The 25,438-nt window shown below is 68.7% G+C and carries 22 protein-coding genes; 15 read left to right on the top strand and 7 right to left on the bottom strand.

Translation table 11 applies throughout. From position 1 onward, the window contains the following. Window positions 1-235: 235 nt before the first annotated feature. The 6 genes from CEF10_RS17065 to CEF10_RS06885 all read left to right on the top strand — a co-directional run bounded on the left by CEF10_RS17065 (window position 236) and on the right by CEF10_RS06885 (window position 6,721). On the top strand, window positions 236-1,198 hold the full coding sequence (locus CEF10_RS17065; protein WP_198586159.1) for a hypothetical protein: 963 nt from the start codon (window positions 236-238) through the stop codon (window positions 1,196-1,198). Window positions 1,199-1,202: 4 nt separating this feature from the next. Then, window positions 1,203-1,862: a Fe2+-dependent dioxygenase gene (locus CEF10_RS06905; RefSeq protein ID WP_101067395.1), complete on the top strand. Its 660-nt coding sequence runs from the start codon at window positions 1,203-1,205 to the stop codon at window positions 1,860-1,862. 82 nt (window positions 1,863-1,944) lie between these two features. Then, on the top strand, window positions 1,945-3,609 hold the full coding sequence (locus tag CEF10_RS06900) for an ABC transporter permease (RefSeq protein ID WP_101067394.1): 1,665 nt from the start codon (window positions 1,945-1,947) through the stop codon (window positions 3,607-3,609). Between the two features lie 52 nt (window positions 3,610-3,661). Further along, complete coding sequence (locus CEF10_RS06895) at window positions 3,662-5,026, top strand: ABC1 kinase family protein (RefSeq protein ID WP_101067393.1); 1,365 nt, start codon at window positions 3,662-3,664, stop codon at window positions 5,024-5,026. Between the two features lie 27 nt (window positions 5,027-5,053). Continuing rightward, window positions 5,054-5,647, top strand: a complete 594-nt coding sequence (locus tag CEF10_RS06890) for a LysE/ArgO family amino acid transporter (protein ID WP_101067392.1) — start codon at window positions 5,054-5,056, stop codon at window positions 5,645-5,647. Window positions 5,648-5,815: 168 nt separating this feature from the next. Beyond that, a complete protein-coding gene (locus CEF10_RS06885; protein WP_232796430.1) occupies window positions 5,816-6,721 on the top strand; it encodes a DMT family transporter in 906 nt (301 codons plus the stop codon). 21 nt (window positions 6,722-6,742) lie between these two features. Here CEF10_RS06885 and choV read toward each other — a convergent pair whose 3' ends face one another. The 4 genes from choV to CEF10_RS06865 form a co-directional block, all read right to left on the bottom strand. Beyond that, on the bottom strand, window positions 6,743-7,777 hold the full coding sequence (gene choV / locus CEF10_RS06880; protein WP_101067391.1) for a choline ABC transporter ATP-binding protein: 1,035 nt from the start codon (window positions 7,775-7,777) through the stop codon (window positions 6,743-6,745). Continuing rightward, window positions 7,770-8,609, bottom strand: coding sequence for a choline ABC transporter permease subunit (gene choW, locus CEF10_RS06875; protein WP_101067390.1), 840 nt, complete (start codon window positions 8,607-8,609; stop codon window positions 7,770-7,772). Before choW ends, choV begins: the two co-directional genes overlap by 8 nt. 168 nt (window positions 8,610-8,777) lie before the next feature. Further along, complete coding sequence (locus tag CEF10_RS06870; protein WP_101067389.1) at window positions 8,778-9,704, bottom strand: choline ABC transporter substrate-binding protein; 927 nt, start codon at window positions 9,702-9,704, stop codon at window positions 8,778-8,780. Between the two features lie 98 nt (window positions 9,705-9,802). Next, a complete protein-coding gene (locus tag CEF10_RS06865) occupies window positions 9,803-11,359 on the bottom strand; it encodes an ABC transporter substrate-binding protein (RefSeq protein ID WP_101067388.1) in 1,557 nt (518 codons plus the stop codon). A 304-nt stretch (window positions 11,360-11,663) separates the two neighbouring features. On the opposite strand from CEF10_RS06865, the gene betI reads away from it, so the two are divergent. From betI to CEF10_RS06835, 6 genes are all read left to right on the top strand, one after another. After that, window positions 11,664-12,251, top strand: a complete 588-nt coding sequence (gene betI / locus CEF10_RS06860) for a transcriptional regulator BetI (protein WP_198586158.1) — start codon at window positions 11,664-11,666, stop codon at window positions 12,249-12,251. Continuing rightward, window positions 12,248-13,768, top strand: a complete 1,521-nt coding sequence (gene betC, locus CEF10_RS06855) for a choline-sulfatase (protein WP_101067387.1) — start codon at window positions 12,248-12,250, stop codon at window positions 13,766-13,768. Before betI ends, betC begins: the two co-directional genes overlap by 4 nt. Window positions 13,769-13,802: 34 nt before the next feature. Next, complete coding sequence (gene betB / locus CEF10_RS06850) at window positions 13,803-15,263, top strand: betaine-aldehyde dehydrogenase (protein ID WP_101067386.1); 1,461 nt, start codon at window positions 13,803-13,805, stop codon at window positions 15,261-15,263. A 121-nt stretch (window positions 15,264-15,384) separates the two neighbouring features. Next, window positions 15,385-17,043, top strand: coding sequence for a choline dehydrogenase (gene betA / locus CEF10_RS06845; RefSeq protein ID WP_101067385.1), 1,659 nt, complete (start codon window positions 15,385-15,387; stop codon window positions 17,041-17,043). A gap of 93 nt (window positions 17,044-17,136) precedes the next feature. Beyond that, on the top strand, window positions 17,137-17,757 hold the full coding sequence (locus CEF10_RS06840) for a thermonuclease family protein (RefSeq protein ID WP_332870142.1): 621 nt from the start codon (window positions 17,137-17,139) through the stop codon (window positions 17,755-17,757). Window positions 17,758-17,846: 89 nt separating this feature from the next. Further along, complete coding sequence (locus CEF10_RS06835; protein WP_101067383.1) at window positions 17,847-18,083, top strand: YdcH family protein; 237 nt, start codon at window positions 17,847-17,849, stop codon at window positions 18,081-18,083. Window positions 18,084-18,830: 747 nt separating this feature from the next. Here the strand turns inward: CEF10_RS06835 and CEF10_RS06830 are convergent. The 3 genes from CEF10_RS06830 to CEF10_RS06820 all read right to left on the bottom strand — a co-directional run bounded on the left by CEF10_RS06830 (window position 18,831) and on the right by CEF10_RS06820 (window position 22,785). Then, the gene (locus CEF10_RS06830; protein WP_101067382.1) at window positions 18,831-20,234 is read right to left on the bottom strand and encodes a helix-turn-helix domain-containing protein; all 1,404 of its coding nucleotides are present in this window, start codon (window positions 20,232-20,234) and stop codon (window positions 18,831-18,833) included. Window positions 20,235-20,349: 115 nt separating this feature from the next. Beyond that, window positions 20,350-21,567, bottom strand: a complete 1,218-nt coding sequence (locus CEF10_RS06825; protein ID WP_101067381.1) for a multidrug effflux MFS transporter — start codon at window positions 21,565-21,567, stop codon at window positions 20,350-20,352. Between the two features lie 189 nt (window positions 21,568-21,756). Next, window positions 21,757-22,785, bottom strand: coding sequence for a trans-3-hydroxy-L-proline dehydratase (locus tag CEF10_RS06820; RefSeq protein ID WP_101067380.1), 1,029 nt, complete (start codon window positions 22,783-22,785; stop codon window positions 21,757-21,759). A 123-nt stretch (window positions 22,786-22,908) separates the two neighbouring features. Between CEF10_RS06820 and CEF10_RS06815 the strand changes: the two genes are divergently transcribed. The 3 genes from CEF10_RS06815 to CEF10_RS06805 are packed head-to-tail and all read left to right on the top strand — an operon-like array spanning window position 22,909 to window position 25,277. Then, a complete protein-coding gene (locus CEF10_RS06815; protein WP_101067379.1) occupies window positions 22,909-24,441 on the top strand; it encodes an acyl-CoA carboxylase subunit beta in 1,533 nt (510 codons plus the stop codon). 48 nt (window positions 24,442-24,489) lie between these two features. Next, window positions 24,490-24,828, top strand: a complete 339-nt coding sequence (locus tag CEF10_RS06810; protein WP_101067378.1) for a hypothetical protein — start codon at window positions 24,490-24,492, stop codon at window positions 24,826-24,828. Further along, window positions 24,828-25,277, top strand: coding sequence for a DUF6497 family protein (locus CEF10_RS06805; protein WP_232796429.1), 450 nt, complete (start codon window positions 24,828-24,830; stop codon window positions 25,275-25,277). The genes CEF10_RS06810 and CEF10_RS06805 overlap by 1 nt, the downstream gene beginning before the upstream one ends. Window positions 25,278-25,438: the final 161 nt, after the last annotated feature.

Below are 25,438 nucleotides of genomic sequence, written 5' to 3'. Positions count from 1 at the left end.
GGCCGCGCCCGAAGGGCGGCCGGTCCCGGACATGACGGGCAGCCTGTTCCGATTCTGCGCGACTGTAAACCCTTGCCGCGGCGTTTTGCCGCCCCGCCTTCCTTGACGTCATTGCGATGAAAACGGCGAATCGCGAGGCGCGAGATTTCTTACGAAATTTGTCTGAAATAGTTGACTTGCCGCGGGAGTGAATTTATCGACAAAAACTGTAGGAATTGCGACAGGGAGACCTCCTATGACCGATGACCAGAAAAAACCGCGCCGCGTCGTGGCCGCGCGCCGGACGCTGACGCTCAGCACCATCGCCGCCACCTCGCTGGCTGGCACCCTCACCGAAGCCGCCCCCAGCGTGGCCAAGCCGGGTGACGCGCCGGAGTGGGTGCAACTGGCCTCGGCCGAAGGCGAGGGTGAAGGCGAAGGTGAAGGTGAGGCCGCGTCAGGCGAGGGCGAAGGCGAAGGCGAAGGTGAAGGCGAAGCCGCGTCCGGTGAGGGCGAAGGCGAAGGTGAAGGTGAGGGCGAAGGTGAAGGTGAAGGTGAAGGTGAAGGTGAAGGTGAAGGTGAAGGCGAGGGGGCCTCGCTGCACCCGGATGCCGGCCTTATCCGTGACCTCGGCTTCATGCAGGGCCACCTGCGGGCGGGGCTGGCGCTCTACGAGGCCGGCGACCTCGACGCCGCCAAGACCCACATGGGGCACCCGATCGAGGAGAAATACGACGCCGTCGCGGGCGCGATGGAGGAGCTTGGGCTGGGCCGGCTCGAGGACCAGCTGAAATCGCTCGCGCAAGCGGCCGAGGACGAGGTGTCGATGGACGAGATCACCCCGCTTCACGGTGCCGTTGTGGCCACCCTCGAGAAGGCCCGCAGCGATGTGCCGATGGTTCGGCGCCTCGAAGGGCTGATCGCGCTGACCCGGGTTGCGGGCGACGAATACACCGTCGCCACAGAGGGCGGCGAGGTTTCCAACCTGCATGAGTATCAGGACAGCTGGGGCTTCCTGCAGGTCGTGGACGATCAGCTGGTGGAAATGGCCAAGGACGCGGACGAGACCACAGGCGCGGCCATCGGCAAGATGCGCCGGGCCCTGGAGGCCACCGAGGCCGTCTTTGGCGATATCCAGGGCGAGGGCGCGTTCGAGATGGATCCCGGCGTGATCTACGGCGCGGCGGCGCGGATGGAACTGTCCATGGCGGGGCTGTGACCGCATGTTCCTCGTCATAGGTAACGTCATGGACAAGCACGAGGTGGCGGCCCTGCGGGAGGCCGCCGCCGAGTTCGAGTACACCGACGGCAAGTCCACCGCCGGGCGCTATGCCCGCGACGTGAAGGCGAACCTGCAGGCGAAACCGTCGAAGGAGCTCGACGCGCTGTTCGAGACGGTGCGCCGCAAGCTCATGGCGCACGAGCTGTTCAAGTCGGCGGCGCGACCGCGCAAGTTCGCACGGATGCTGCTGTCGCGCTACCGCTCGGGGATGGAGTACGGGCTGCATGTCGACGACCCGATCATGAAGGGGTCGCGAACGGATTTGTCGTTCACCCTGCCTCTGAGCGACCCGGAAAGCTATGAGGGCGGCGGGCTGGTGATCGACGACCCGATGGAGGAGCGCGTGATCCGCCTCGGTGCGGGCGACATGGTGCTTTATCCCACCTCGGCGCTGCACCGGGTCGAGCCGGTGAGCGAGGGCGAGCGCGTGGCGATCGTGGGCTGGGTCACGAGCTGGGTGCGCGACCCGGCACGGCGCGAGGTGCTGCACGATCTTGACGTGGCCACGCGCGCGGTCTTCGACGATCACGGCAAGACGGCGACATTCGACCGGCTGTTCAAGGCGAAAAGCAACCTCTACCGGATGTGGGCCGACGACTGAGCCGGCGCCGTTTCGGCTGGACCCTGCCGCCGGGTTGTGGCAGCCATGCGCGCCGATGTCCCGAAGTCCGCGAGTGACGTAGATGAGCGAGCGCGTCCTGCAAAACCTGGCCTGGGTGGTCGTTGCCGTCTGCCTGGCCCCGATCCTTGCCGCGGCACTGGCCGCGTTCGCCGGGGACATGCAGACGTGGCGCGAGGTTCTGTCGTCGGTCCTGCCGCGTTATACCCGCACGACGCTGACGCTTGTGGCGATCGTCGGGGTCGGGACGGCGGTGATCGGGACGGCGACCGCCTGGCTGGTGACCGTCTACCGTTTCCCGGGTGTGCGGTGGCTCGAGATCGCGCTGGCGCTGCCGCTGGCCTTCCCGGCGTATGTGCTGGCCTATGCCTATACCCATCTGCTGGATCATCCCGGCCCGGTGCAGACGCTGCTGCGCGATGTCACCGGCTGGGGCGCGCGCGATTACTGGTTCCCCGAGATCCGCTCGCTCGGCGGGGCGGCGGTGATGCTGACGGTGGTGCTCTACCCTTACGTCTACCTGCTGGCGCGCGCCTCGTTCCGGCAGCAATCGTCGAATGCCTACCTCGTGGCGCGCACGCTGGGGCAATCGCCCTTCGGCGCGTTCTGGCGGGTGGCCTTGCCGCTGGCGCGCCCGGCGATCGCGGGCGGCGCGTTGCTGGCGGTCATGGAAACCATCGCGGATTTCGGCACCGTCGCCTTTTTCAACGTGCAGACCTTCGCCACCGGCATCTATCAGGCGTGGTTCAGCCTGGGCGACCGGGCGGCGGCCGCGCAGCTTTCGCTGTGCCTGCTGGCCTTCGCGTTGCTGCTGGCGGGGCTGGAGCGCGCGCAGCGCGGCAAGAGCCGCACCGCCGGGCAGGGCGCGCGCTTCGAGGCGCAGGAAAAGCCGGAATTGCGCGGGCTGCGGGGTTGGCTGGCCATGCTGGTGTGCCTGGCGCCCGTGCTCGTCGGCTTCCTGATCCCCGTCGTCATGCTGGGCGTCATGGCGCTGGGCTCGGGTCAGAGCCTGCTGGATCCGCGCTACATCGGTTTCATGAGCAACTCGGTCACCGTGGCCGCGGTGGCGGCCGGGTTCACGGTGCTGGGGGCGGTGCTGATCGGGTTCCGTGCGCGCACGCGGCCCGGAAGGCTGTCGCGCGGCCTCGTCGTGGGGGCCGGGCTGGGGTACGCGGTGCCCGGCGGGGTGATCGCGGTGGGGCTGATGGTGCCCTTCGCCGCGCTCGACAACGCCATCGACGCGTTCATGGAATCGCGCTTCGGCATCGACACGGGGCTTCTTATCACGGGCTCCATATGGCTGATGGTGCTGGCCTACGTCGCGCGGTTCATGGCCGCGGCGCTCAATGCCTATGACAGCGGGATGGCCACCGTGCCGATGCACTACGACGCGGTCGCGCGGTCGCTGGGCCAGTCGGCGCCCCGGCTGCTGTGGCGGGTGCACCTGCCGGTGGCGCGGACCAGCGTGATGACGGCGCTTCTGATCGTCTTCGTGGACGTGATGAAGGAGCTGCCGGCCACCCTGATCCTGCACCCCTTCGATTTCCAGACGCTGGCGGTGCAGGCCCACCGCCTCGCGGCCGACGAACGGCTTGGCGAGGCGGCGGTGCCCTCGCTCACGCTGGTGGCCTTCGGGCTGCTGCCGGTGATCCTGCTGTGCCGCACCATCGGGCGCGAGGGCGCCGCGCGCGCCTCGGCGCGCATGGGCCGGGCGATCAGCGTGGAATGACGCCCCGCTTGCCCTAGGTTTTCCCGCTCAGGGCGCGGGCAGGGGGACACGAATGCCAGAAAGCAACGACACGGGCCGGGCGGTGCCGCGCGGACGGCTGGCCAGGCTGGGCCGTCTGGGCGGCGTGGCAGGCGGGATCGCGGGCAGCGCGGCGCTGCGCGGCGCGGGCGACCTGGCCCGCGGGCGCCGGCCGGGCCTGTCGGACCTCGTGCTGACGCCTGCCAACGCGGCGCGCGTCGCGTCCGAGCTGGCGCGGATGCGCGGGGCCGCGATGAAGCTGGGCCAGCTTCTGTCTATGGAAGCCGGCGACATCCTGCCGCCCGAGATCGCCGCGGTGTTCGACCGGCTGCGCGATCAGGCGGACTTCATGCCGCCGCGGCAGCTCGACCGCGTGCTGGCGGCCAACTGGGGGGCGGACTGGCGCGGCCGTTTCGCCCGGTTCGAGGTGCGCCCCGTCGCCGCCGCCTCGATCGGGCAGGTGCACCGGGCGCGCACCCGCGACGGGCGCGACCTGGCGGTCAAGGTCCAGTACCCGGGCGTGCGCGACAGCATCGGCAGCGACCTGCGCAACCTCGGCGCGCTGATCCGCGTGGCGCGCGTTCTGCCCGAAGGCGTGGACCTCGACATCCTGCTGGACGAGGCGCGCGCGCAGCTTCTGGCCGAGGCCGACTACGAGGCCGAGGCCGAAAACCTGCGGCAGATGGGCACGCTGCTGGCCGACGATCCGGGCTTTGCCGTGCCGCGGGTGCACGCCGATCTGACGACGCGCGACGTGCTGGCGATGGATTTCATGCCCGGCACGCCGCTGGAGGCGCTGGCCGGTGACGCACCCCAGTCGCTGCGCGACGACCTGGCCGGGCGCTTGCTGCGGCTGGCCTGCCACGAGGTGTTCGGGTTCGAGCTCGTTCAGACCGACCCCAATTTCGCCAACTACCGCTTCGATCCCGAAACCGGCGCCATCGTGCTGCTGGATTTCGGCGCCACGCAGCGGTTCACGCCCGAGCGGGTGGCGGTGTTCCGGCAGCTTCTGCAGGCGGCGCGTGACGGCGGGCGCGATCGGCTGGCCGCGGCGATGCGTGCCGCCGGCTACCTTTCGGACGGCACGCCGGACGCACTGCGTGAAACGCTGATCGACATGGCACGGATGGCGAGCGCCCCGTTGCGCGCCACCGGATCGTTCGACTTCGCGCGCAGCGACCTGATCGCGCGGATGCATCGCGCCGGGCTGGCGCTGGGGCGCACGCCGCAGGGTGCGCCGGTGCCGCCAACCGACGCCCTGCTGCTGCAGCGCAAGGCCGCGGGGCTTTACCTGCTGGCCTGCCGGCTGGGCGCGCGCGTGGACCTTGACGCGATCATGGCGCCCTACGCGATGCCCGACGACCCGCGGGCTTGCGCCCCCGCGCCGCGTGGTGTCTGAAAGGCGCGGCAGACCACGGGGGGCAACATGCAGGCGGCACTGGCGGGATTCGCGTTGGGGTTCTCGCTGATCCTGGCCATCGGGGCGCAGAATGCCTTTGTCCTGCGGCAGGGGCTGCGGCGCGAACACGTCCTGGCCGTGGTCCTGACCTGCGCGCTGTCCGACGCGGTGCTGGTCAGCGCGGGCGTGGCGGGCTTCGGCGCGCTGGCCCGCGCGGTTCCGGGGCTGGAGGTGGTCATGCGGTTCGGCGGCGCGGCGTTCCTGGTCTGGTACGGGCTGCGCAACCTTTGGGCCGCCTGGCGCGGTGGCGAGGTGATGGAGGCCGGGACCGGCACCGGCAGCCTGCGCCGGGCGCTGCTGACCTGCCTCGCGCTGACCTGGCTGAACCCGCATGTCTACCTCGACACCGTCGTGCTGCTGGGCTCGGTCTCGGCGCAATACGCCGACAGGCTGGCCTTCGGCGCGGGCGCCGTCGCGGCCAGTTTCGTCTTTTTCTTCGCACTGGGCTACGGGGCGCGCGGGCTTGCCCCGCTGTTCCGCCGGCCGCAAAGCTGGCGGGTGCTCGACCTTGTCGTGGGGCTGACCATGTGGGCGATCGCCGCGAAGCTTCTGGCAGGCTGACGCCGGCGGCTGTCATGCCCCTTGTGCGCTTGCGGCGGCTCCAGCTTTGCAGCTTTCGGCGCCGTTCTGGCGCCGGCCACCGGTTCCATCCGGCCTGTGCGCCGTCGCGCCGCCCCCTGTGCGGCGCGGTCCCTCGACATTGCCGCCCGCCATGCGCTTAATGCGGCCATGATTCCCGACAGCACCGCAAAACCCGCGCTCGGCGTCTTCTGGATGGTGGTCACCGGGCTGTTCTTCGTCGGCGTTCAGGCGCTGGTCAAGACGCTGGGCACCCGGGTTCCGGCGGCCGAGGCGGCGTTCCTGCGCTACGCAATGGGCCTTGTCTTCTTCCTGCCGATACTGGAGAAGCTGCGGCGGCTGCGGCTGACGCGGCGCCAGCTTCGGCTTTTCGGGCTGCGCGGCGCCGCGCACACGGCGGCCGTGGCGCTGTGGTTTTTCGCCATGGCAAGGATCCCGATCGCGGATGTCACGGCGATGAACTACCTCTCGCCCATCTACGTGACTTTGGGCGCCGCGCTGTTCCTGGGCGAGCGGCTTGCCGCGCGCCGGCTGCTCGCGGTGGCCGCCGCGCTGCTGGGCGCGCTCATCATCCTGCGGCCGGGGTTCCGCGAGGTGGGGGCCGGGCACCTCGCGATGGTTTTCACGGCGATGTTCTTCGGCGCCTCCTACCTGCTGGCCAAGATCTCCTCGGACGACAGCGGCCCCGGCGTGGTCGTCGCCATGCTTTCGCTGACCGTCACCGCGGGGCTCGCGCCGCTGGCCGCGCTGAACTGGGTGATGCCCACCGGTTGGGAGCTGCTGATCCTCTTCGGGGTGGCCTGCCTGGCCACCGGCGGGCACTATACCATGACGCTGGCCTTCCGCGCCGCGCCGCTGACGGTCACGCAGCCGGTCACCTTCCTGCAACTCGTCTGGGCGGTGGCGCTGGGCGCGCTGGTCTTCGACGAAGGCGTCGACCCGTGGGTCGTGCTGGGCGGCGTGGTGATCGTGGGCGCGGTGAGCTTCATCACCTGGCGCGAGGCGCGGCTGCGGCGCCGGACGGTGGCGCCGCCGGTGCCCGCCGCGCAGGAATAATTCGCCCCGGCAGCCCCGGGATCAGCCGCGCGGGTCCAGCAGCTTGGCCAGGATGTCGTTGCGGGAGATGCGGCCCAGAAGCCGGCCGCCGTCCATCACGCCGACCGTGTCCTCGTGGTCGCGCGCGGCTTCCATGACACGCTTGATGGTGGCGTCGGGGGGCACGGTGATCTCGGGCGGGGCGCCGGCCCCGCCGTCGGGGCGCATCACGTCGCGTGCACACAGCACGCCCAGCGGGTTCATGTGTGCCACGAACTCGGCGACATACTCCGTCTCGGGGTTGGTGAAGATCTCCTGCGGGGTGCCGCACTGCACGATGCGCCCGCCTTCCATGATGGCGATCCGGTCGCCCAGCTTGAACGCCTCGTCCAGGTCGTGGCTGACGAAGACGATGGTGCGCGAGAGCTGATCCTGCAACTCGAGCAGCTCGTCCTGCAGGTGGGTGCGGATCAGCGGGTCGAGTGCCGAGAAGGGTTCGTCCATCAGCAGGATCGGCGCGTCGGTGGCGAAGGCACGGGCCAGGCCCACGCGCTGCTGCATGCCGCCCGACAGTTCGCTGACCCGCCGGTCGCCCCAGTCGGCCAGCCCCACGAGATCGAGCTGCCGGGCCACGCGTGCGTCGCGCTCGTCCCGGCCCAGCCCGGCGAGTTCGAGGCCCAGCCCGACGTTCTCGCGCACTGTGCGCCACGGCAGAAGGCCGAACTGCTGGAACACCATCGCCACGTGGTGCTGGCGCAGGCGGCGCAGCGTGGCCGGATCGGCGGTGGTGACGTCGACCATCCGATCGCCGTCGTTCACGCGCACTGCGCCGCGGGTCACAGGGTTCAGACCGTTGACCGCGCGCAGCAGAGTCGACTTGCCCGAGCCCGACAGCCCCATGAGCACCACGATCTCGCCCTGTGCCACCGTGAGGTCACAGTCGTGCACTCCAAGCACCTGGCCGGTGTTGGCCTGGATCGACGCCCGGTCCTGGCCCCTGTCCATCAGCGGCAACGCGGCCTCGGGATGGTCGCCGAACACGATCGAGACGGAGTCGAAGACAACCGTGTCAGTCATTGCCGCGCTCCAGCCTGAGCATCCGGTCGAGCATGATGGCCACAACGACGATGATGAGCCCGCCCTCGAACCCCAGGGCGATGTTGACGGTGTTGATGGCGCGCAGCACCGGCACGCCCAAGCCGTCGGCGCCCACCAGCGCGGCGATCACGACCATCGACAGCGACAGCATGATCGTCTGGTTCAGGCCTGCCATGATCTGCGGCAGGGCGTAGGGCAGTTCGACCTTGAACAGCACCTGCCGGCGGGTCGCGCCGAAGGCCTGCGCGGCCTCCAGCAGCGGGGTGGGGGTGGACGAGATGCCGAGGTGTGTCAGCCGGATCGGCGCGGGCACGACGAAGATCACCGTCGCGATCAGCCCGGGCACCATGCCGATCCCGAAGAAGACGATCGCCGGGATCAGGTAGACGAAGGGCGGCAGCGTCTGCATCAGGTCGAGCACCGGGCGCAGCCCGCGGTAGAGCGCGGGGCGGTGTGCCGCGGCGATGCCGATGGGCACGCCCAGCCCCATGCAGAAAACGCAGGCCGACAGCACCAGGGTGAGGCTTTCGGTGGTTTCCTCCCAGTAGTCCTGGTTGAGGATGAACAGGAACCCCAGCCCGACGAACAGGCAGGTCTTCCAGTTGCGCTGGAACACCCAGGTCAGGGCGACGAAGATCGCGCCGATGATCAGCGGATGCGGGGTTTGCAGCACCCAGAGGAAGGCCTCGATCAGTGTTTCCATGGCGATGGCGAGGCTGTCGAAGGCCCAGGCGGCGTTGTCCTGAAGCCAGAGGAAAAACGCCTCGGCGCCGTCGCCGATGGGGATCTTGCGGTCGGTGAGCCAGTTCATGCGCGCGCTGCTTTTCCTGGGGAAGGGGCGGGGCCGAGGCCGGCCCGCCGATCGGGCCAGACCTTACATCGCTGTCTGCGCGCCTCCATGAGCGCGCAGACGGGGTGCCGGGCCCTTTCCCGGCGCCCCCCGTGACCGGGGAACAGCCAGGGGGATGGGCCGTGGCATTTACATCCCGAGGCTGGCCTTGACGGTCTTCATCGCGTCGCCGCCATCGCGGGTGGTCACGCCGTCGAGCCAGGGGCCGAGAACGTCGGGGTTTTCCTTGAGCCATGCTTCCGCGGCGGCGTCGGGATCGGCGCCGTCGTTGAGGATCGCGCCCATGATCTCGTTTTCCATGGCCAGCGTGAACTTCAGGTTCTTCAGGAACTGGCCGACGTTGGGGCATTCCTCGACGTAGCCGGCTGTGGTGTTGGTGTAGACCGTCGCGCCGCCCAGGTTGGGCCCGAACCAGTCGTCACCGCCGGTCAGGTAGGTCATGTCGTACTTGGCGTTCATCGGGTGCGGCTCCCACCCGAGGAAGACGATCGGTTCGTCGCGGCGGGTGGCGCGGCCGACCTGTGCCAGCATCCCCTGTTCGGAGCTTTCCTTGACCTCGAAGTCCTCGAGTCCGAAGGCGTTCTCCTCGATCATCTCCATGATCAGGCGGTTGCCGTCGTTGCCCGGCTCGATGCCGTAGATGGTGTAGTCGAGCGCCTCGCCGTGCTCGGCGATGTCACCGAAACTGGTGATGCCCAGCTCGGCGCCCTCGGCGTTGGTGGCCAGCGTGTACTTCGCGCCCTCGAGGTTGGCGCGCACGGTATCGACGGTGCCGGCCTCGCGGTAGGGGGCGATGTCGCCCTCCATCGTGGGCATCCAGTTGCCCAGGAACACGTCTATGTCGCCCTCGGCCAGCGAGGTATAGGTCACCGGCACCGACAGCACCTTGGTCTCGGTGTCGTATCCCAGCGCCTCGAGCACGGTGGTCGTTGCGGCGGTGGTCGAGGTGATGTCGGTCCAGCCCACGTCCGAGAAGGTGACGGTGTCGCAGTCGGCGGCCAGCGCGGGGCTCGCGGCCACGAGGGCCAGGGCGGAAAGCGCGGATTTCAGTGTCATGGCGGTCTCTCCCGTTGTCGGTGTCTGGTCTTGATGTGGCTGCGCCGGCGCGGTGCGCCGGCGCGGTCTTGTCGTGCGAGGTTAACGGAAACCGCCGGTCAGGTCATCCACCAGCGTTCCATCCAGCGCTCGCCGTCCATCTCCCAGTTCGACGCCATCTCGCCGTGCGCCACCTCATCGGTCTTGGCGTGCACGTAATTGGCGAACATCGGGATGATGACGCCGCCCTGATTGGCGACGATATCCTGCATCTCCCAGTACATCTCGCGGCGCTTGTCCTGGTCAAGCTCGGCACGCGCCTTGACAAGCAGTTCCTCGAAGCGGTCGTTGCACCAGAAGCTGTCGTTCCACGATGCCCCGCACTTGTAGGCGGTGGAGAACATCTGGTCGGCGACCGGGCGACCGCCCCAGTAGACGGCCGAGAACGGCTTCTTCATCCAGACGTCGGACCAGTAGCCGTCCTTGGGCTCGCGCACGACCTTGATGTCGATCCCGGCCTCCTTGGCGGAGTTCTGGAAGAGGGTCGCGGCGTCCACCGCGCCCGAGAACGCCGCGGAGGAGGCATGCAGGGCGACCGAGACGCTGTCGAGACCGGCCTGCTTGAGATACCACTTGGCCTTGTCGGGGTCGTAGGTCTTCTGCTCCAGTTCGGAATTGTAGAAGCGCTGGTTCTGACCGATCGGGTGATCATTGCCGACCGAGCCGTAGCCGAACAGGATCTTGTCGACCAGTTCCTGCCGGTTGACGCCGTATTTCAGCGCCTGGCGGACGTTGTTGTCGGCGAACGGGTCGGCGCGGGTGTCCATGGCGAAGGTGTAGTGCTGGGTCCCCGCGAGCGTCTCCACGGTCACGCCGGGCTTGCGGCCCAGCAGGTCGGCCGCCTTGAGGTCCACGCGGTCGATCGCGTGCACGTCGCCGGAGACCAGCGCGGTCGTGCGCGCGTTCTGGTCCACGATCGACAGCATCTCGCAACTGTCGACCCAGGCGACGTCGTCGCGCCAGTGGTTCTCGTTGCGTTCGAAGCGCGAGGTGACGCCGGGGTTGAACTCGACCAGCTTGTAGCTGCCGCAGCCGTCGCCGGATTGCCAGTCGATGCCGCCGTCCTTGGCCGGGCAGATCGCGAGGTGGTAGTCGCTCAGGATGAAGGGGAAGTCGGCGTTGCCGCCCTCGAGCTTGAAGACCACCGTGTCGTCGCCTTCGGTCGTGATCTCGGTGATCGGCTGGACGATCGGCCCGGCGGCCGAGGTCGAGTCCTCGCCGCGGTGGTGGTTGATCGAGGCGACCACGTCATCGACCGTCACCGGCTTGCCCGAATGGAAGGTCACGCCCTTGCGCAGCTTGACGCGCCAGACCGAGGCGTCGTCGGAAGCTTCCCAGCTTTCGGCCAGTTGCGGCACGAGGCTGCCGTCGGCGGCGACCTCGGTCAGATAGCCGTGGATGCCGAAGCCGAGGGCAAGCATGTAGCCGTTTTCCCACTGGCCGGGATCGAGCGTGTCGGTCGTCTGGCCGTGGCCCTTGGCCACGCGAAGGTGCCCGCCGCGCTTGGGCTCGGCCCGTGCCATGCCACCCAGGGGCAGGGTCGCGGCGGCCGCGCCGGCGGCCGTGGTTTGCAGGAAGCGGCGCCTGTTGAGTGTGCCGTTTCGGATGATGGACATATGATGTCTCCCTGGTCAGTTGTTCTGTCTTCGGCTCCGGTCGGCGGTTGGCCACCACGTCAAGCAGTGCCTCGCGCGAAGGTTTTCCCGGGCCGGCCGTTGCCGCGCGGTCCGATCGCGGTTCGCTTTCGGGACCATGCGGGCTGGCGCACTGTCAAAGGTTAGTATGACGAACCGATGACGCGCAACGCCATTATGTCGTTTCGACGAAACGGAATGTCGCTTGGAGTCTCCTCCGTTTGTTGATTGACGAGTCAATTAAACATGGATAGGCCTTCGTGGCAACAACCGCCCGAGGAACGACATGCCGAAGCAGGGGATGGAACCGATACGCCGCACTGCCCTCGTGGAGGCGACGATCCACGAGATCGGCGCGCGCGGAACGCTCGACGTGACGGTCAGCCAAATCGCCAAGCGGGCCGGCATGTCCAGCGCGCTGGCGCATCACTATTTCGGGTCGAAGGAACAGATCTTCGCTGCCGCAATGCGCCACATCCTGACGCTCTACGGCGCCGAGGTGCGCGGCGCGCTGGCGATGGCCAAATCGCCGCGCCAGCGGATCGAAGCGGTGGTGCGCGCCAGTTTCGCCCCCGCGCAGTTCCGCCCGGAAACGGTTGCGGCGTGGCTGAATTTCTACGTGCAGGCGCAGAAATCGCCTGCCGCGCGGCGGCTGCTGCACGTCTACCAGACGCGTCTGCGGTCGAACCTGCTGTTCGCGTTTCGTCAGCTGGCCGGCCCGCAGGCGCTCACGCTGACGCGCGGAATGGCCGCGATGATCGACGGCCTTTACATCCGCCAGGCGCTGCGTGCCGAGCCGCTGGATCCCGACGCGGCGATCGACGTGCTGCTCGCCTACCTCGACACCTCACTGGGACAGAAGGCCAAGACATGACCTCGCGCAAGCCCAACATCCTGATCTTCATGGTCGACCAGCTCAACGGCACGCTGTTCCCTGACGGCCCGGCCGACTGGCTGCACACGCCGAACCTGAAGAAGCTGGCGGAGCGCTCCACGCGGTTCGCCAACGCCTATACGGCCAGCCCGCTGTGCGCGCCGGGGCGGGCGAGCTACATGTCCGGGCTTTTGCCGTCGCGCTCGCGCGTCTACGACAACGCCGCCGAGTTCGCCGCCGACATCCCCACCTATGCCCACCACCTGCGGCGGGCGGGTTACCAGACCTGCCTGTCGGGCAAGATGCATTTCGTCGGGCCCGACCAGTTGCACGGGTTCGAGGAACGGTTGACCACCGACATCTACCCGGCCGATTTCGGCTGGACACCGGATTACCGCAAACCGGGCGAGCGGATCGACTGGTGGTATCACAACCTCGGGTCAGTCACCGGGGCCGGCGTTGCCGAGATTTCCAACCAGATGGAATACGACGACGAGGTCGCCTTCCACGCCACGCAGAAGGTCTATGACCTTGCACGCGGGCACGACGGCCGCCCGTGGTGCCTGACGGTCAGCTTCACCCATCCGCACGACCCCTACGTGGCGCGGAAGAAATACTGGGATCTCTACGAGGATTGCGCGCACCTCGAGCCGCAGGTGCCGGCGATGGCCTACGGCGACCATGATCCGCATTCGCAACGCATATTCGACGCCAACGACTGGCGGTCCTTCGAGATTCGCGATGAGGACGTCCGCCGCTCGCGCCGGGCATATTTCGCCAACGTCTCGTACCTCGACGACAGGATCGGAGAGGTCATGACGGCGCTCGAGGGCACGCGGCAGGACGATCACACCATCATCCTGTTCGTGTCGGACCACGGCGACATGCTGGGCGAGCGGGGGTTGTGGTTCAAGATGTCCTTCTACGAGGGCTCGGCGCGCGTGCCGCTGATGCTCCACGTTCCGGGCATGGAACCGGGCCGCGTGTCAGACCCGGTCAGCACCATCGACGTCTGCCCGACGCTGTGCGACCTCGCCGGGGTCAGCATGGACGAGGTCAAGCCGTGGACCGAGGGGCACAGCCTGGTCCCGCAGGCGCAGGGCACGCCGCGCGACGCCCCGGTGGCCATGGAATACGCCGCCGAGGCCTCCTACGCGCCACTTGTCGCGTTGCGCGAGGGCAAGTGGAAGTTCACCCGCTGCGCGCTTGACCCGGACCAGTTGTTCGACCTCGACGCCGATCCCCACGAATTGACGAACCTCGCCGACGACCCGGCCCGTGCCGAAACGCTGGAACACTTCAGCGCCATGGCCGATGCGCGCTGGGATCTCGACGCCTTCGACGCGCAGGTGCGCGAAAGCCAGGCGAAGCGCTGGGTCGTCTACGAGGCGCTGCGGCAGGGCGGGTACTACCCGTGGGATTACCAGCCGCTGCGCGATGCCAGCGACCGCTACATGCGCAACCACATGGACCTCAACGTCGTGGAAGAGAACCAGCGTTTCCCCCGCGGCGAATGAGCCGCGCCACGCACGCGCACCCCCCGGAGGCACCATGACCCGTTCGACCCAGCCCGCGGCCAGCCACTTCGTGAACGGCGCCTATCTCGAGGACAGCGCCGGTGCGGCGATGGAGGTGATCTATCCCGCGACCGGCGAGGGCATCGCGAGGCTGCACGAGGCGACGCGCGATGTCCTCGACCAGGCGATCGACGGCGCGCGCGCCGCACAGGCGGAGTGGGCCGTGCGCTCGGGGATGGAGCGGGGCCGCGTGCTGCGGCGGGCCGCCGACATCATGCGCGACCGAAACCGCGCGCTCAGCGAGCTCGAGACGCGCGACACCGGCAAGCCGCTGTCGGAAACGCTGGTGGCCGACGCGACCAGCGGCGCCGACGCGCTGGAATACTTCGGCTCCATCGCCGCCGGGTTGACAGGCGAGCATATCCCGCTGTCGGGCGGCGACTGGGCCTATACCGTGCGCGAGCCGCTGGGCGTCTGCGCCGGGCTGGGGGCGTGGAACTACCCCACGCAGATCGCCTGCTGGAAGGCGGCGCCGGCACTGGCCTGCGGCAACGCGATGGTGTTCAAGCCCTCCGAGGTGACGCCGCTGTGCGCGCTGAAGGTCGCCGAGATACTCGTCGAGGCGGGCGCGCCGCCGGGGCTGTTCAACGTGGTGCAGGGCACGGGCGACGTGGGCGGCCCGCTGACGACGGATCCGCGGGTCGCCAAGGTGTCGCTGACGGGCTCCGTGCCCACGGGCCGCGCGGTCTACGCCGCTGCCGCCGGGGGAATGAAGCACGTCACCATGGAACTGGGCGGCAAGTCGCCCCTCATCGTTTTCGACGACTCCGATCTGGAGGACGCCATCTCGGGCGCGATCCTCGGCAATTTCTATTCCAGCGGGCAGATCTGTTCCAACGGCACCCGCGTCTTCGTGCAGGCCGGGATCAAGGAGGCCTTCCTCGCGCGGTTGACCGAGCGGCTGGAGAACGCGGTGATCGGCGATCCGCTGGACGAGGCCACGCATTTCGGTCCCGTGGTCAGCGAGACACAGTTGCAGATCGTGCTGGGCTACGTCGCGAAGGGCCGCGAGGAAGGCGCGCGGCTGGTCCGCGGGGGCGACCGGCTGGACCGGCCGGGCTCGTGGATCGCACCCACGGTCTTCGCCGACGTCACCGACGACATGACCATCGCGCGCGAGGAGATCTTCGGGCCGGTCATGAGCGTGCTGGATTTTGACGACGAGGACGAGGTGATCGCGCGCGCCAACGCAACGGACTACGGCCTGTCCGCCGGCGTCTATACCCGTGACCTGCAGCGCGGGCATCGCGTGCTGGGCCGGCTGCAGGCGGGCGCGTGCTATCTCAATTCCTACAACGACGCGCCGGTCGAGGTGCCCTTCGGCGGGACCAAGCACTCGGGCGTGGGGCGCGAGAACGGCCACGCGGCGATCGAACACTACAGCCAGCTCAAGTCGGTCTATGTGCGCATGGGCGCGACGGAGGCGCCGTATTGAACCGGCAGGGCCGTCGCCCCGGCGCGACGCCCGCCCACCCGCCCCGCCGCGCCAGGGCGACGGCGGTGCCGGGACCGAAGTGAAATCCCGATCCCGCAAGGGACGAACCGGGAGAGGTGGAATGGAAGCCGATTACGTGATCGTGGGCGCGGGCAGCGCGGGCTGCGCCATGGCCTACCGGCTCAGCGAGGCTGGCCGCTCGGTCCTTGTGGTCGAGCACGGCGGCACCGATGCGGGCCCCTTCATCCAGATGCCCGGCGCGCTGAGCTACCCCATGAACATGGCCCGGTACGACTGGGGCTACGAGACCGAACCCGAGCCGCACCTGGGGGGGCGGAAGCTGGCCTGCCCGCGTGGCAAGGTGATCGGCGGCTCGTCGTCGATCAACGGCATGGTCTACGTCCGCGGCCACGCCCGCGACTTCGATCACTGGCGCGAAACGGGGGCCGAAGGCTGGGGTTTTGCCGACGTGCTGCCGTATTTCAAGCGCATGGAGTGCTGGCACGACGGCGGGCACGGCGGGGACCCGGCGTGGCGCGGCACCGGCGGGCCCGTGCACGTCACCCGCGGGCGGCGCGACAACCCGCTGGTGCGCGCCTTCGTCGAGGCCGGGGTCCAGGCGGGCTATGAGCACACCGAGGATTACAACGGCGAGAAACAGGAAGGTTTCGGCCCGTTCGAGATGACCGTGTGGCGGGGCAAGCGCTGGTCCGCGGCGGACGCCTATCTCAAGCCCGCGCTCAAACGCGAGAACTGCGACCTCGTGCGTGGGTTCGTGCGCCGCGTGGTGATCGAGGACGGGCGCGCGACCGGGGTCGAGATCGCGCGCGGCGGGCGCACGGAGGTCGTGCACGCCCGCGCCGAGGTGATCGTCGCGGCCTCGGCGATCAATTCACCCAAGCTGCTGATGCTGTCGGGGATCGGGCCGGCGGCGCATCTTGCCGAGCACGGCATCGAGGTCGTGGCCGACCGTCCCGGCGTGGGCGAGAACCTTCAGGACCATCTGGAGCTTTACGTTCAGATGGCCGCCAGCCAGCCGGTCAGCCTCTACAAGTACTGGAACCTTTTCGGCAAGGCGCTGGTGGGCGCGCGCTGGCTGTTCACCCGGACCGGCCCGGGTGCGTCCAACCAGTTCGAAAGCTGCGGCTTCATCCGTTCGGCCGCCGGTGTGGAATACCCGGACCTTCAGTTCCATTTCCTGCCGATCGCCGTGCGCTACGACGGCAAGGCCTCGGCCGAGGGGCACGGCTTCCAGGCACACGTGGGGCCGATGCGCAGCGAATCGCGGGGACATGTCCGGCTGAAGGGTGCGGACCCGAAGGCGCCCCCCTCGATCCGGTTCAACTACATGAGCGTCGAAAGCGACTGGCGGGATTTCCGCGCCGCGATCCGGCTGACGCGCGAGGTTTTCGCGCAAGAGGCCTTCGCGCCTTTCGTCAAGCACGAGATCGTGCCGGGGCCGGGGGTGCAGAGTGACGCGGACCTCGACGCGGTGATACGCGAGCATGTCGAAAGCGCCTACCACCCCTGCGGCACCTGCCGGATGGGCCGCGCCGACGACGCGCGGGCCGTGGTGGACCCGCAGGCCCGCGTGATCGGCGTGGAGGGGCTGCGCGTCGCCGATTCGAGCATCTTTCCGCGGATCACCAACGGCAATCTCAACGCGCCATCGATCATGGTCGGCGAGAAGGCGGCCGATCATATCCTCGGCCGCCCGCCGCTGCCGCCGGAAAACGCGACACCGTGGATCCATCCCGCCTGGCGCACGGCGCAGCGTTGACCCTGCCGTTCGGCACCGGTTGACCGGCGCCCTGCGCGCGGCGAATTTAACCTTATGTTAAGGGTTTGTTCGCTGCTCGTTCTGTTCCTCGCGGTGTCCGTTGCCGCGTCGGCCGATCCGCGCGGGCGGATCGAGGTCGTCGATGGTGACACGCTGCGCGTCGCGGGCACCACGGTGCGCCTGCACGGCATAGACGCCCCCGAGGCGGGACAGCCCTGCCGTCGACCCGCCAGCGGCGCGCGCTTCGACTGCGGCGCCTGGGTGACGGACGAACTGCGCGCGCGGTTCGGCGGACGCGCCGCGCGGTGCCGGGCGCGTGGGCAGGATCGCTACGGCCGCACCATCGCCTCCTGCACCGTCGACGGAACCGATATCGCCCGCTGGCTGGTGACCGAAGGGCTGGCCTTCGCCTACCGGCGATACTCGATGGCCTATGACCTGGCCGAGAAACAGGCGGCCGTGACGGGCCGGGGCCTGCACGCGCTGTCCATGCAATCGCCCGCCGCCTATCGCGCGGACCAGCGACCGCAAGGCAACGACCCGCCGGGCGATTGCCGGATCAAGGGCAACATCTCGGCCGACGGCACGCGAATCTTTCACGTCCCCGGCCAGCAGCACTATGCACGCACGGTGGTGCGGCGGGCGGACGGCGAACGCTGGTTCTGCTCGGAGGCGCAGGCGCGCCGGGCCGGCTGGCGCAAGGCGCGTCGGTGACCGGCGGGTCGGTGTTGACCTTGGTCAAAGCGCGGGGGGCGCCGTGCCGGATAGCGTGGTGCGGCACACATGAGAAGGAGAGCCGCGCGATGTCGAACACGCCCCACGAGCTGCACGAGGAATTCCCGGAACACGCCCACAAGATCGCCGAGCTCAAGCAGAAGGACGCACATTTCTCAAGGCTTTACGAGGAATACCACGAACTCAACCGCGCGGTGCACCGGGCCGAAACCAACGTCGAGCCGGTCGAGGAACTTGCCGAGGTGGAGATGCGCAAGAAGCGCGGCGCCCTGAAGGACGAGCTCTACCGCATACTGTCCGCCTGACCGCCCCCCGGCCGGGTTTGCATCCCGGGCCCGTCGCGTGATGGGCAAGCGCCGGGAACTGCTGCCAGACCTCGACAGAAACGATGTGGCTGCAGCGGGCTGGGGGGCGCAGGCGCATGCCAGCACCTGCGGTGCAGGACCATTTGACCGGCGCGGTTCTGCGCAGTGTGGTTGCCTTCATTGGCATCGGCGCCACCGCCGCCGCCTTCGCGATTTCCTGCGCGGCGATCGTCCAAGGGGGGCTCTGGCCCCGTATCTCGGACCCGGCATCGGGTTGGCCCTGCCGTGCACGATCATGATGGGGCTGGCAGGGGCGGCGCTGTTTTCCTGTCGCGGTCTTGCAGCCGCAGAACGTGACAACGATCCTGCTGGCCGGTGCTGTCGGGGCGTTGATCGCTGGCCGTGAGCCGCCGGGCGTCGACGAGTTCCGGACCACGGTCACGGTCCTTGCGATCATCGTGACCGCGCCGCTGGCCACGGGTGCGCTGACCTATCTGGCCCGGCGGTTGCGCGCAGGGCGGGGCTGGCCCGGCTGGCTGATCCCGTATCCGGTGACCGGCGTCTTCCTCGCGGCCTCCGGTGACATGCTCCTGGCCGGTGCGCTCAGCATGACGCTGGACATCGACATGAGCGTTGAGGCGTTGCATGCCGTCGCGGCGCCGGAGCGGCTGGGCGACTGGCTGCCCCGGGCGGCGCGGCGGCTGGGCCGCAGCACCCGCCCGTTGCGCCACGCGGTGTTGTGGCCGCTCAGCCCACCTTGTAGGGCAGTACGTCGCGTTCGTCGGGGGGCACGCGCAGCGGCTGTTCCAAGGGGGGTACCGAGCGCTGGGGGCACTCGGTACGCTCGCAGATCCGACAGGAAATGCCGATGGGTTCGAACGCGCGGGCGATGGTGACATCGAGATCGTCCGCGTAGACCAGCGCGTCGGCGTGCTTCACCTCGCAGCCCAGCGCGATGGCGAAGCGGCGCACCGGCGCGCCGAACGCGCCACCGGGTTTCGACACGTCCCGCGCCAGGCTGATGTAGCGCACACCGTCCGGCGTTTCCGCCAACTGGCGCAGGAAGCGCCCCGGCGTCTCGAAGGCGCGGTGCACGTTCCACAAGGGGCAGGCGCCGCCGAAGCGGGCGAACTGGAGCCGGGTGGCCGAGTGTCGCTTGGTGATCGTTCCGGCCTGGTCGACCCGGACGAAGAAGAACGGAATCCCCTTTGCGCCGGGCCGCTGCATCGTGGACAGACGGTGCGCCACCTGCTCGATGGAGGCGCCGAAGCGCGTGGCGAGTATCTCCAGGTCGTGCCGCGTCTCCCGCGCGGCGTCCAGGAACAGACCATAGGGCATCAGGGCGGCGCCCGCGAAATAGTTGGCCAGCCCGATCTTGGCGATGGCGCGGGCGGCCTCGGTCCGGAAGCCGGCGAAATCTAGCGTCGCCTCGAGCAACGCGTCCTGCGACAACAGCGCCAGTTGCAGAAGGGTCTGGAAACTGCGGGTCTCGGGCGCCGCGCGGGCTGACAGGTTCAGGGTTCCGCCATCGCGATCGAATTCGCGCAGACGGCCGCTGTCGGACAGCGCCACGGTGATTCCCAGCGCGGCCAGCCTGTCCTGCGCGTAATCAGGAACCAGCCGCCCGGCGGTGCGCGCTTCAGCCGCGAAGCGTTCGGCCGCGTGGTCGACCGCGTCGATGTAGTTGTCGCAATAGTGGAAGAAGTCGCGGACCTCGTCCCAGGGGCTTGGCTGGGTGCGCGCGTCCTCGCGCCCCAGGGCCTCGTCGAGCGAGGCCAGGCGTTCATGCGTCTGACGGTAGGCGCGGTGCAGCTGCAGGAAGGCGCGTGCCATCGCAGGCGCGTTCGAGGCCACGAGGCGCAGATCGGTCAGCGGCGGACGGTCCTCGGCGAAAACCGGGTCCGCCACCGCTTCGCGCATGTCGCTGACCATGCGCTCGGCATCGCCGGTCGACAACTCGGTCACGTCGAAACCGAACTCCTGCGCCAGCGCCAGCACGACGGTCGTGCTGACAGGCCGGTTGTTGTTCTCCATCTGGTTGAGATAGGGCAACGAGACGCCGAGCTTGGCGGCAAAGGCCTTCTGGGTCAGCCCGAGGCGGCGGCGCGTCTCGCGCAGCTTGGCGCCGGCATAGAGCTTCTGGGCGGGCAAGCGAATCTCCCGTGATTTGCGAGTTTGCTGGCGACCCTCCTACCTTTGCAAACCATTCGGGCGCAAGGCTTGCCGCGGGGTCGTTGCCTGCCTGTTGCAGTGCACGGTGCGCCGGTCAGTGGTGGGCGAGCCGCCGCTCCCGGCGCATGACGAGCAGGATCGCGACCAGCCCGGCCATCGCGGTGGCGAACATGATCCACAACAGGGGGAAGGCGCCCCGACCGGGCACGAGGAGGGCGCCGGCCAGTGCGGAGAGTGCGCCGCCGCCGCCGATCATCAGCGCACCGGCCAGCCCGCTGGCCGTTCCGGCCAGGTGCGGCCGCACCGACAGCGCGCCGGACGTGGCATTCGGTATGATCATGCCGTTGCCCAGTCCCATCAGCGTCATCAGCCCGAAAAAGCCGAGCGCGCCACCGTGACCTGCGTGAAACAGCGCGAGGTTGATGCCGATGCCGCCGGCGTTGAACACCGTTCCCCACAGCACCATGCGGTTGACGCCGATCCGCACCGAAAAGCTCCCCGAGGCGAAGTTGCCCAGGAAATACCCCACCGCCGGGGCCCCGAAAAGCAGCCCCAGCTGCGCCGGGGGCAGGCCGAAGACCTTGTCGCCCACGAAGGGCGCCCCGCCAAGGTAGGCGAAGAAGGCCCCCGAGGAAAAGGCCGTGGCCAGCGCATAGCCCCAGAAACGCGGTGCCGTCAGCAACTCGGGGTATTCGCGGATCTGCTGGCGCATGCTGGCGTGCCGCCGCGGCGCGGTTTCGCCCATGTCCGCCCAGGCGAGCCAGAGCACCAGCGCCCCAAGGCCGATCAGCGCCCAGAAGCTGGCCTTCCAGCCGAAGAGTTCGTCGAGGAGGCCGCCGAAGGCAGGCCCGATCATCGGGACCACGGCCATGCCCATCGTGACATAGCCGATCATGCTGGCGGCCTCGTCCTGCGGGACCATGTCGCGCACCACCGCCCGCGACAGCACCATGGCCACAACGATCGTCGCCTGCATCATGCGGAAGGTCAGGAAGACGTAGACGTTGGGCGCGAGGATGCAGCCCAGCGTGGCCAGCAGGAAGAACGCGAGCCCGCCGATGATGACCGGCCGACGCCCCAGCCGGTCGGACACCGGACCCATGACCACCTGAAGCGCGGCGTTCACGCCGAGGTAGAGCGCGACCGACAGTTGCATCAGGCGGTACTCGGTATCGAAGTAGGCGGTCATGCCCGGCAGGCTGGGCAAGAAGATGTTCATGGCCAGCGCGGAGATGCCTGCAAGCAGGATCAGGGTCGCGATATGCGGAGGCGTGGAGCGGTCCAGGAAGCGGACCGGCGGCGTGTCGGGCATGGCCCGCCCTTACGCCCGCGCCGGCGGTTTGTCCATATGATCAAATCCGCGGCGCGGTGCCGGTGCTGTCCGCGGGCGGTTTCGGGGCGGTGCGGCTTCGCCGCGCATCATGGGCGGGGCGAGGGGTGCTGCCCCTCGCGCTCCCCGGAGTATTTCGGGCAAGATGAGGCGGGGCGAGGTTTTTCGCGGTCAGCCGCCGGTCGGCCAGGTGTCGGACATGCGGTAACCCTCGGGCCAGGGATCGTCGGGATCGCGCAGGATCTGGTGGGTGCCGGTGATCCAGGCGCGGCCGGTGATCTGCGGCACGATGGCCGGGCGACCGGCGACCCGCGTTTCCCGCAGCAGCCGGCAGTCGAACCGCCCGCCCAGCATCGATCGGCCGGTGTAGGCCTGCCCGGCGTGCAGGCGGCCGCGGGCGTGCAGCGTGGCCATGCGGGCCGAGCAGCCCGTTCCGGTGGGCGAACGGTCGACCTTGCCCGGGTCGATGACGACCGCGGAGAGACCGGCGAGCGCGCCGTTCTCTTGGGTCGTGTCCGCGGTGAACTGGCAGAAGGAAATGTGGCCCCAGTCCGCGGCGGGGTGGGCGAATCCCAGCTGTTCGTTGGCCGCCGCGGTCATGCGTGCGCCCAGCCCGGCGAGGTCCCGCGCAGTGTCGGGTGCAAGGCAAAGGCCGAGGTCGGCGGCACGCACCAGCACGAAGCTGTCGCCGCCGTAGGCGGTATCCACCATCACGGTGCCCAGCCCCTCGACTTCCAGCGGCGCGTCGAGCCGATCGGCGAAGGCGGGCACGTTGGTCAGGGTGATGGCCTCGGCCTTGCCCGCCCGGCAGCGCGCGGTGATCTCGAGGGGGCCGGCGGCGGCTTCGAGCACGAACCGGGTTTGCGGTTCGTGCATCTCGACCATGCCGGTTTCCAGCAGGACGGTGGCCACGCAGATGGTGTTGGAGCCGGACATCGGCGGGGTGTGTGCGGGCTCCATCGTCAGGAAGCCGGCGGCGGCGCGCGGCTCGCGCGGGGGCACCAGCAGGTTGACGTGAGTGAACACACCGCCGCGCGGTTCGTTGAGAAGCAGATCGCGCAGGCGCCCGTCGGCGTGCAGCCAGTCGCGCATGTCCCACAACGTCTCGCCCGGGGGTGGCGCGACGCCGCCTGTGACGACGTTGCCGACCTCGCCCTCGGCGTGGGCCGAGACCATCTGGATCACGAGATCGCTGCGCATCGGGCCTTTGCAGTTTCGCGAATTCGCGGATGACGATTTACAAGGGTTTGCAAATTTGCCGGATTCCGCTTTGTGCTCCGCCGCAGTTTCCCTATTGTCCCGCGAAATCGCAAGGGGAGTGCCATGAAAGACATCCTTCAGGAACTCGAGGATCGCCGCGCCGAGGCCCGTCTGGGCGGTGGTCAGCGCCGGATCGACTCTCAGCACGACAAGGGCAAGCTGACGGCGCGCGAACGCATCGACGTGTTGCTCGACGAGGGCAGCTTCGAAGAATTCGACATGTTCAAGGCCCACCGGTGCACGGATTTCGACATGGACAAGAACCGTCCCTACGGGGACGGGGTCGTTACCGGCTGGGGGACGATCAACGGGCGCCTTGTCTATGTCTTCAGCCAGGACTTCACCGTGCTCGGTGGCTCGGTCTCGGCCACGCACGCCCAGAAGATCTGCAAGATCATGGACATGGCCATGCAGAATGGCGCGCCGGTGATCGGCATCAACGACTCGGGCGGTGCGCGCATCCAGGAAGGCGTGGACAGCCTTGCGGGTTACGGCGAAGTGTTCCAGCGCAACATCGAGGCCTCCGGCGTGATCCCGCAGATCAGCGTCATAATGGGGCCGTGCGCGGGCGGTGCGGTCTACAGCCCGGCGATGACCGACTTCATCTTCATGGTCAAGGACTCGTCCTACATGTTCGTCACCGGTCCGGACGTGGTCAAGACGGTCACCAACGAGCATGTCACCGCCGAGGAACTGGGGGGCGCGCTGACCCACACCAAGAAGTCCTCGGTGGCCGATGCGGCGTTCGAGAACGACGTGGAGGCGTTGGCCGAGGTGCGCCGGCTGGTGGATTTCCTGCCGCCTTCGAACCGCGAGAAACCGCCCGTCCGGCCGTTTTTCGACGAACCGGGCCGCGTGGAGGAAAGCCTGGATACCCTGGTGCCCGACAATCCCAACGTGCCCTATGACATGAAGGAACTGGTCACCAAGGTGGCCGACGAGGGCGATTTCTACGAGATCCAGGAGGATTTCGCGAAAAACATCCTCACCGGATTTATCCGGCTCGAGGGGCAGACCGTGGGGGTCGTGGCCAACCAGCCGATGGTGCTGGCCGGCGTTCTCGACATCGACAGCGCGCGCAAGGCGGCGCGCTTCGTGCGATTCTGCGACTGCTTCGAGATCCCGATCCTGACCTTCGTGGACGTGCCCGGTTTCCTGCCCGGCACCAGCCAGGAGTACGATGGTGTCATCAAGCACGGTGCCAAGCTGCTGTTCGCCTACGGCGAGGCGACGGTGCCCAAGGTCACCGTCATCACGCGAAAGGCCTATGGCGGCGCCTACGTCGTGATGAGTTCCAAGCACCTGCGCGGCGATTTCAACTATGCCTGGCCGACGTCCGAGGTGGCCGTGATGGGCGCGAAGGGCGCGACGGAGATCCTGTACCGCTCGGAGCTCGATGACCCCGACAAGATCGCGCGGCGCACGCAGGACTACGAGGACCGTTTCGCCAACCCCTTCGTGGCGGCGGAGCGGGGCTTCATCGACGAGGTGATCCAGCCGCGGAGCACGCGCATGCGCGTCGCGCGGGCCTTTGCCTCGCTGCGCAAGAAAAAGCTCAGCAGCCCGCGGAAAAAGCACGACAATATTCCGCTTTGACGGGCAGGCCGGGCCTGTTCCGGCATCCGCGGTAGACCGGGAGACACCATGCGCCGCAACGGTTGGCACATCCTGCGCGACGACGCTGGCCTGACGATGGCCCGCCAGTTGCCCGTGCGGTTCGACCTGGCGGTGCATACGCGTTTCCCGGCCTGCGACCGGCTGCGGCTGGCCCGCCAAGTGCGGCAGGACGTCTGGCGCGCCCTGCGGGGTCTTCGTGGTTTTGCGCCCGCCGTCCGGGTGGTCGCCACCGGCCACGGGTTCGAGGTGACCGCCGGCGGGCGGCTCGATGGTGCGGGCCCGCGCGACGCGGCGCAGGCGCGCATCGCCGCGGTGCTGGAGGATCCCGGGCGTCGCGCGCGCTGGCTGAGGTGGGCGACCGAGTGATGTCCGTGGCGCCCCATACCGCTGCGGCCCTGCTGGCCGGTCCCGGCGGCGCCCCTGCCCGGGCTGCGGCGTTGGCGGCCAGTATGCTGGCCGCCGCCCCGGCCGCGGGGCAGGAGACGGCGCCGGTGGTCCTGCCCTCGGGGCTGGAAGCACGGCTTCAGGAGGTGATCCGCACCGGCACGGGCGAGGGGCGCGTGGCACGTTTCCGTTTCGTGGCGCCCGGGCTCGAGGCGGGTGGCGCTCGTCTGGAGGCGACGATGAACGATCTCGAGTTCCTGTGCCGCACATACGCGGCGCCACGCCTCGACTCGGTGGTGCCCGGAGCCGCGCGCGTCGTGATTTCGCTGGCCGACCGTCCATCGGAGTTCGGTGTGACGGACGCGGACATGACCCAGGTCTTCGAGGCCTATCGCGTCGTGGACGGCTCCTGTATCTGGGAGATGTTTTGATGCCCACACAATATCTTGCGCGTCAAAGCTCATCCGGTGGCCAAGTTGCGGTTTTCACGCCACAGGCGAAACGCCGGGCGGATTGTGGATATATTTTCGTGCGTAAATCAGGTAGTGTCCCGGTCGGTTGCACTCATGCGACCGACACCTCGCAGTTCGGG

It is taken from the genome of Roseovarius salinarum (genome assembly GCF_002834145.1).
Taxonomy (GTDB): Bacteria; Pseudomonadota; Alphaproteobacteria; order Rhodobacterales; family Rhodobacteraceae; genus Roseovarius; species Roseovarius salinarum.
Note: the sequence above shows the minus strand (reverse complement) of the source record. Positions and strands in the feature narration are given on the sequence as shown.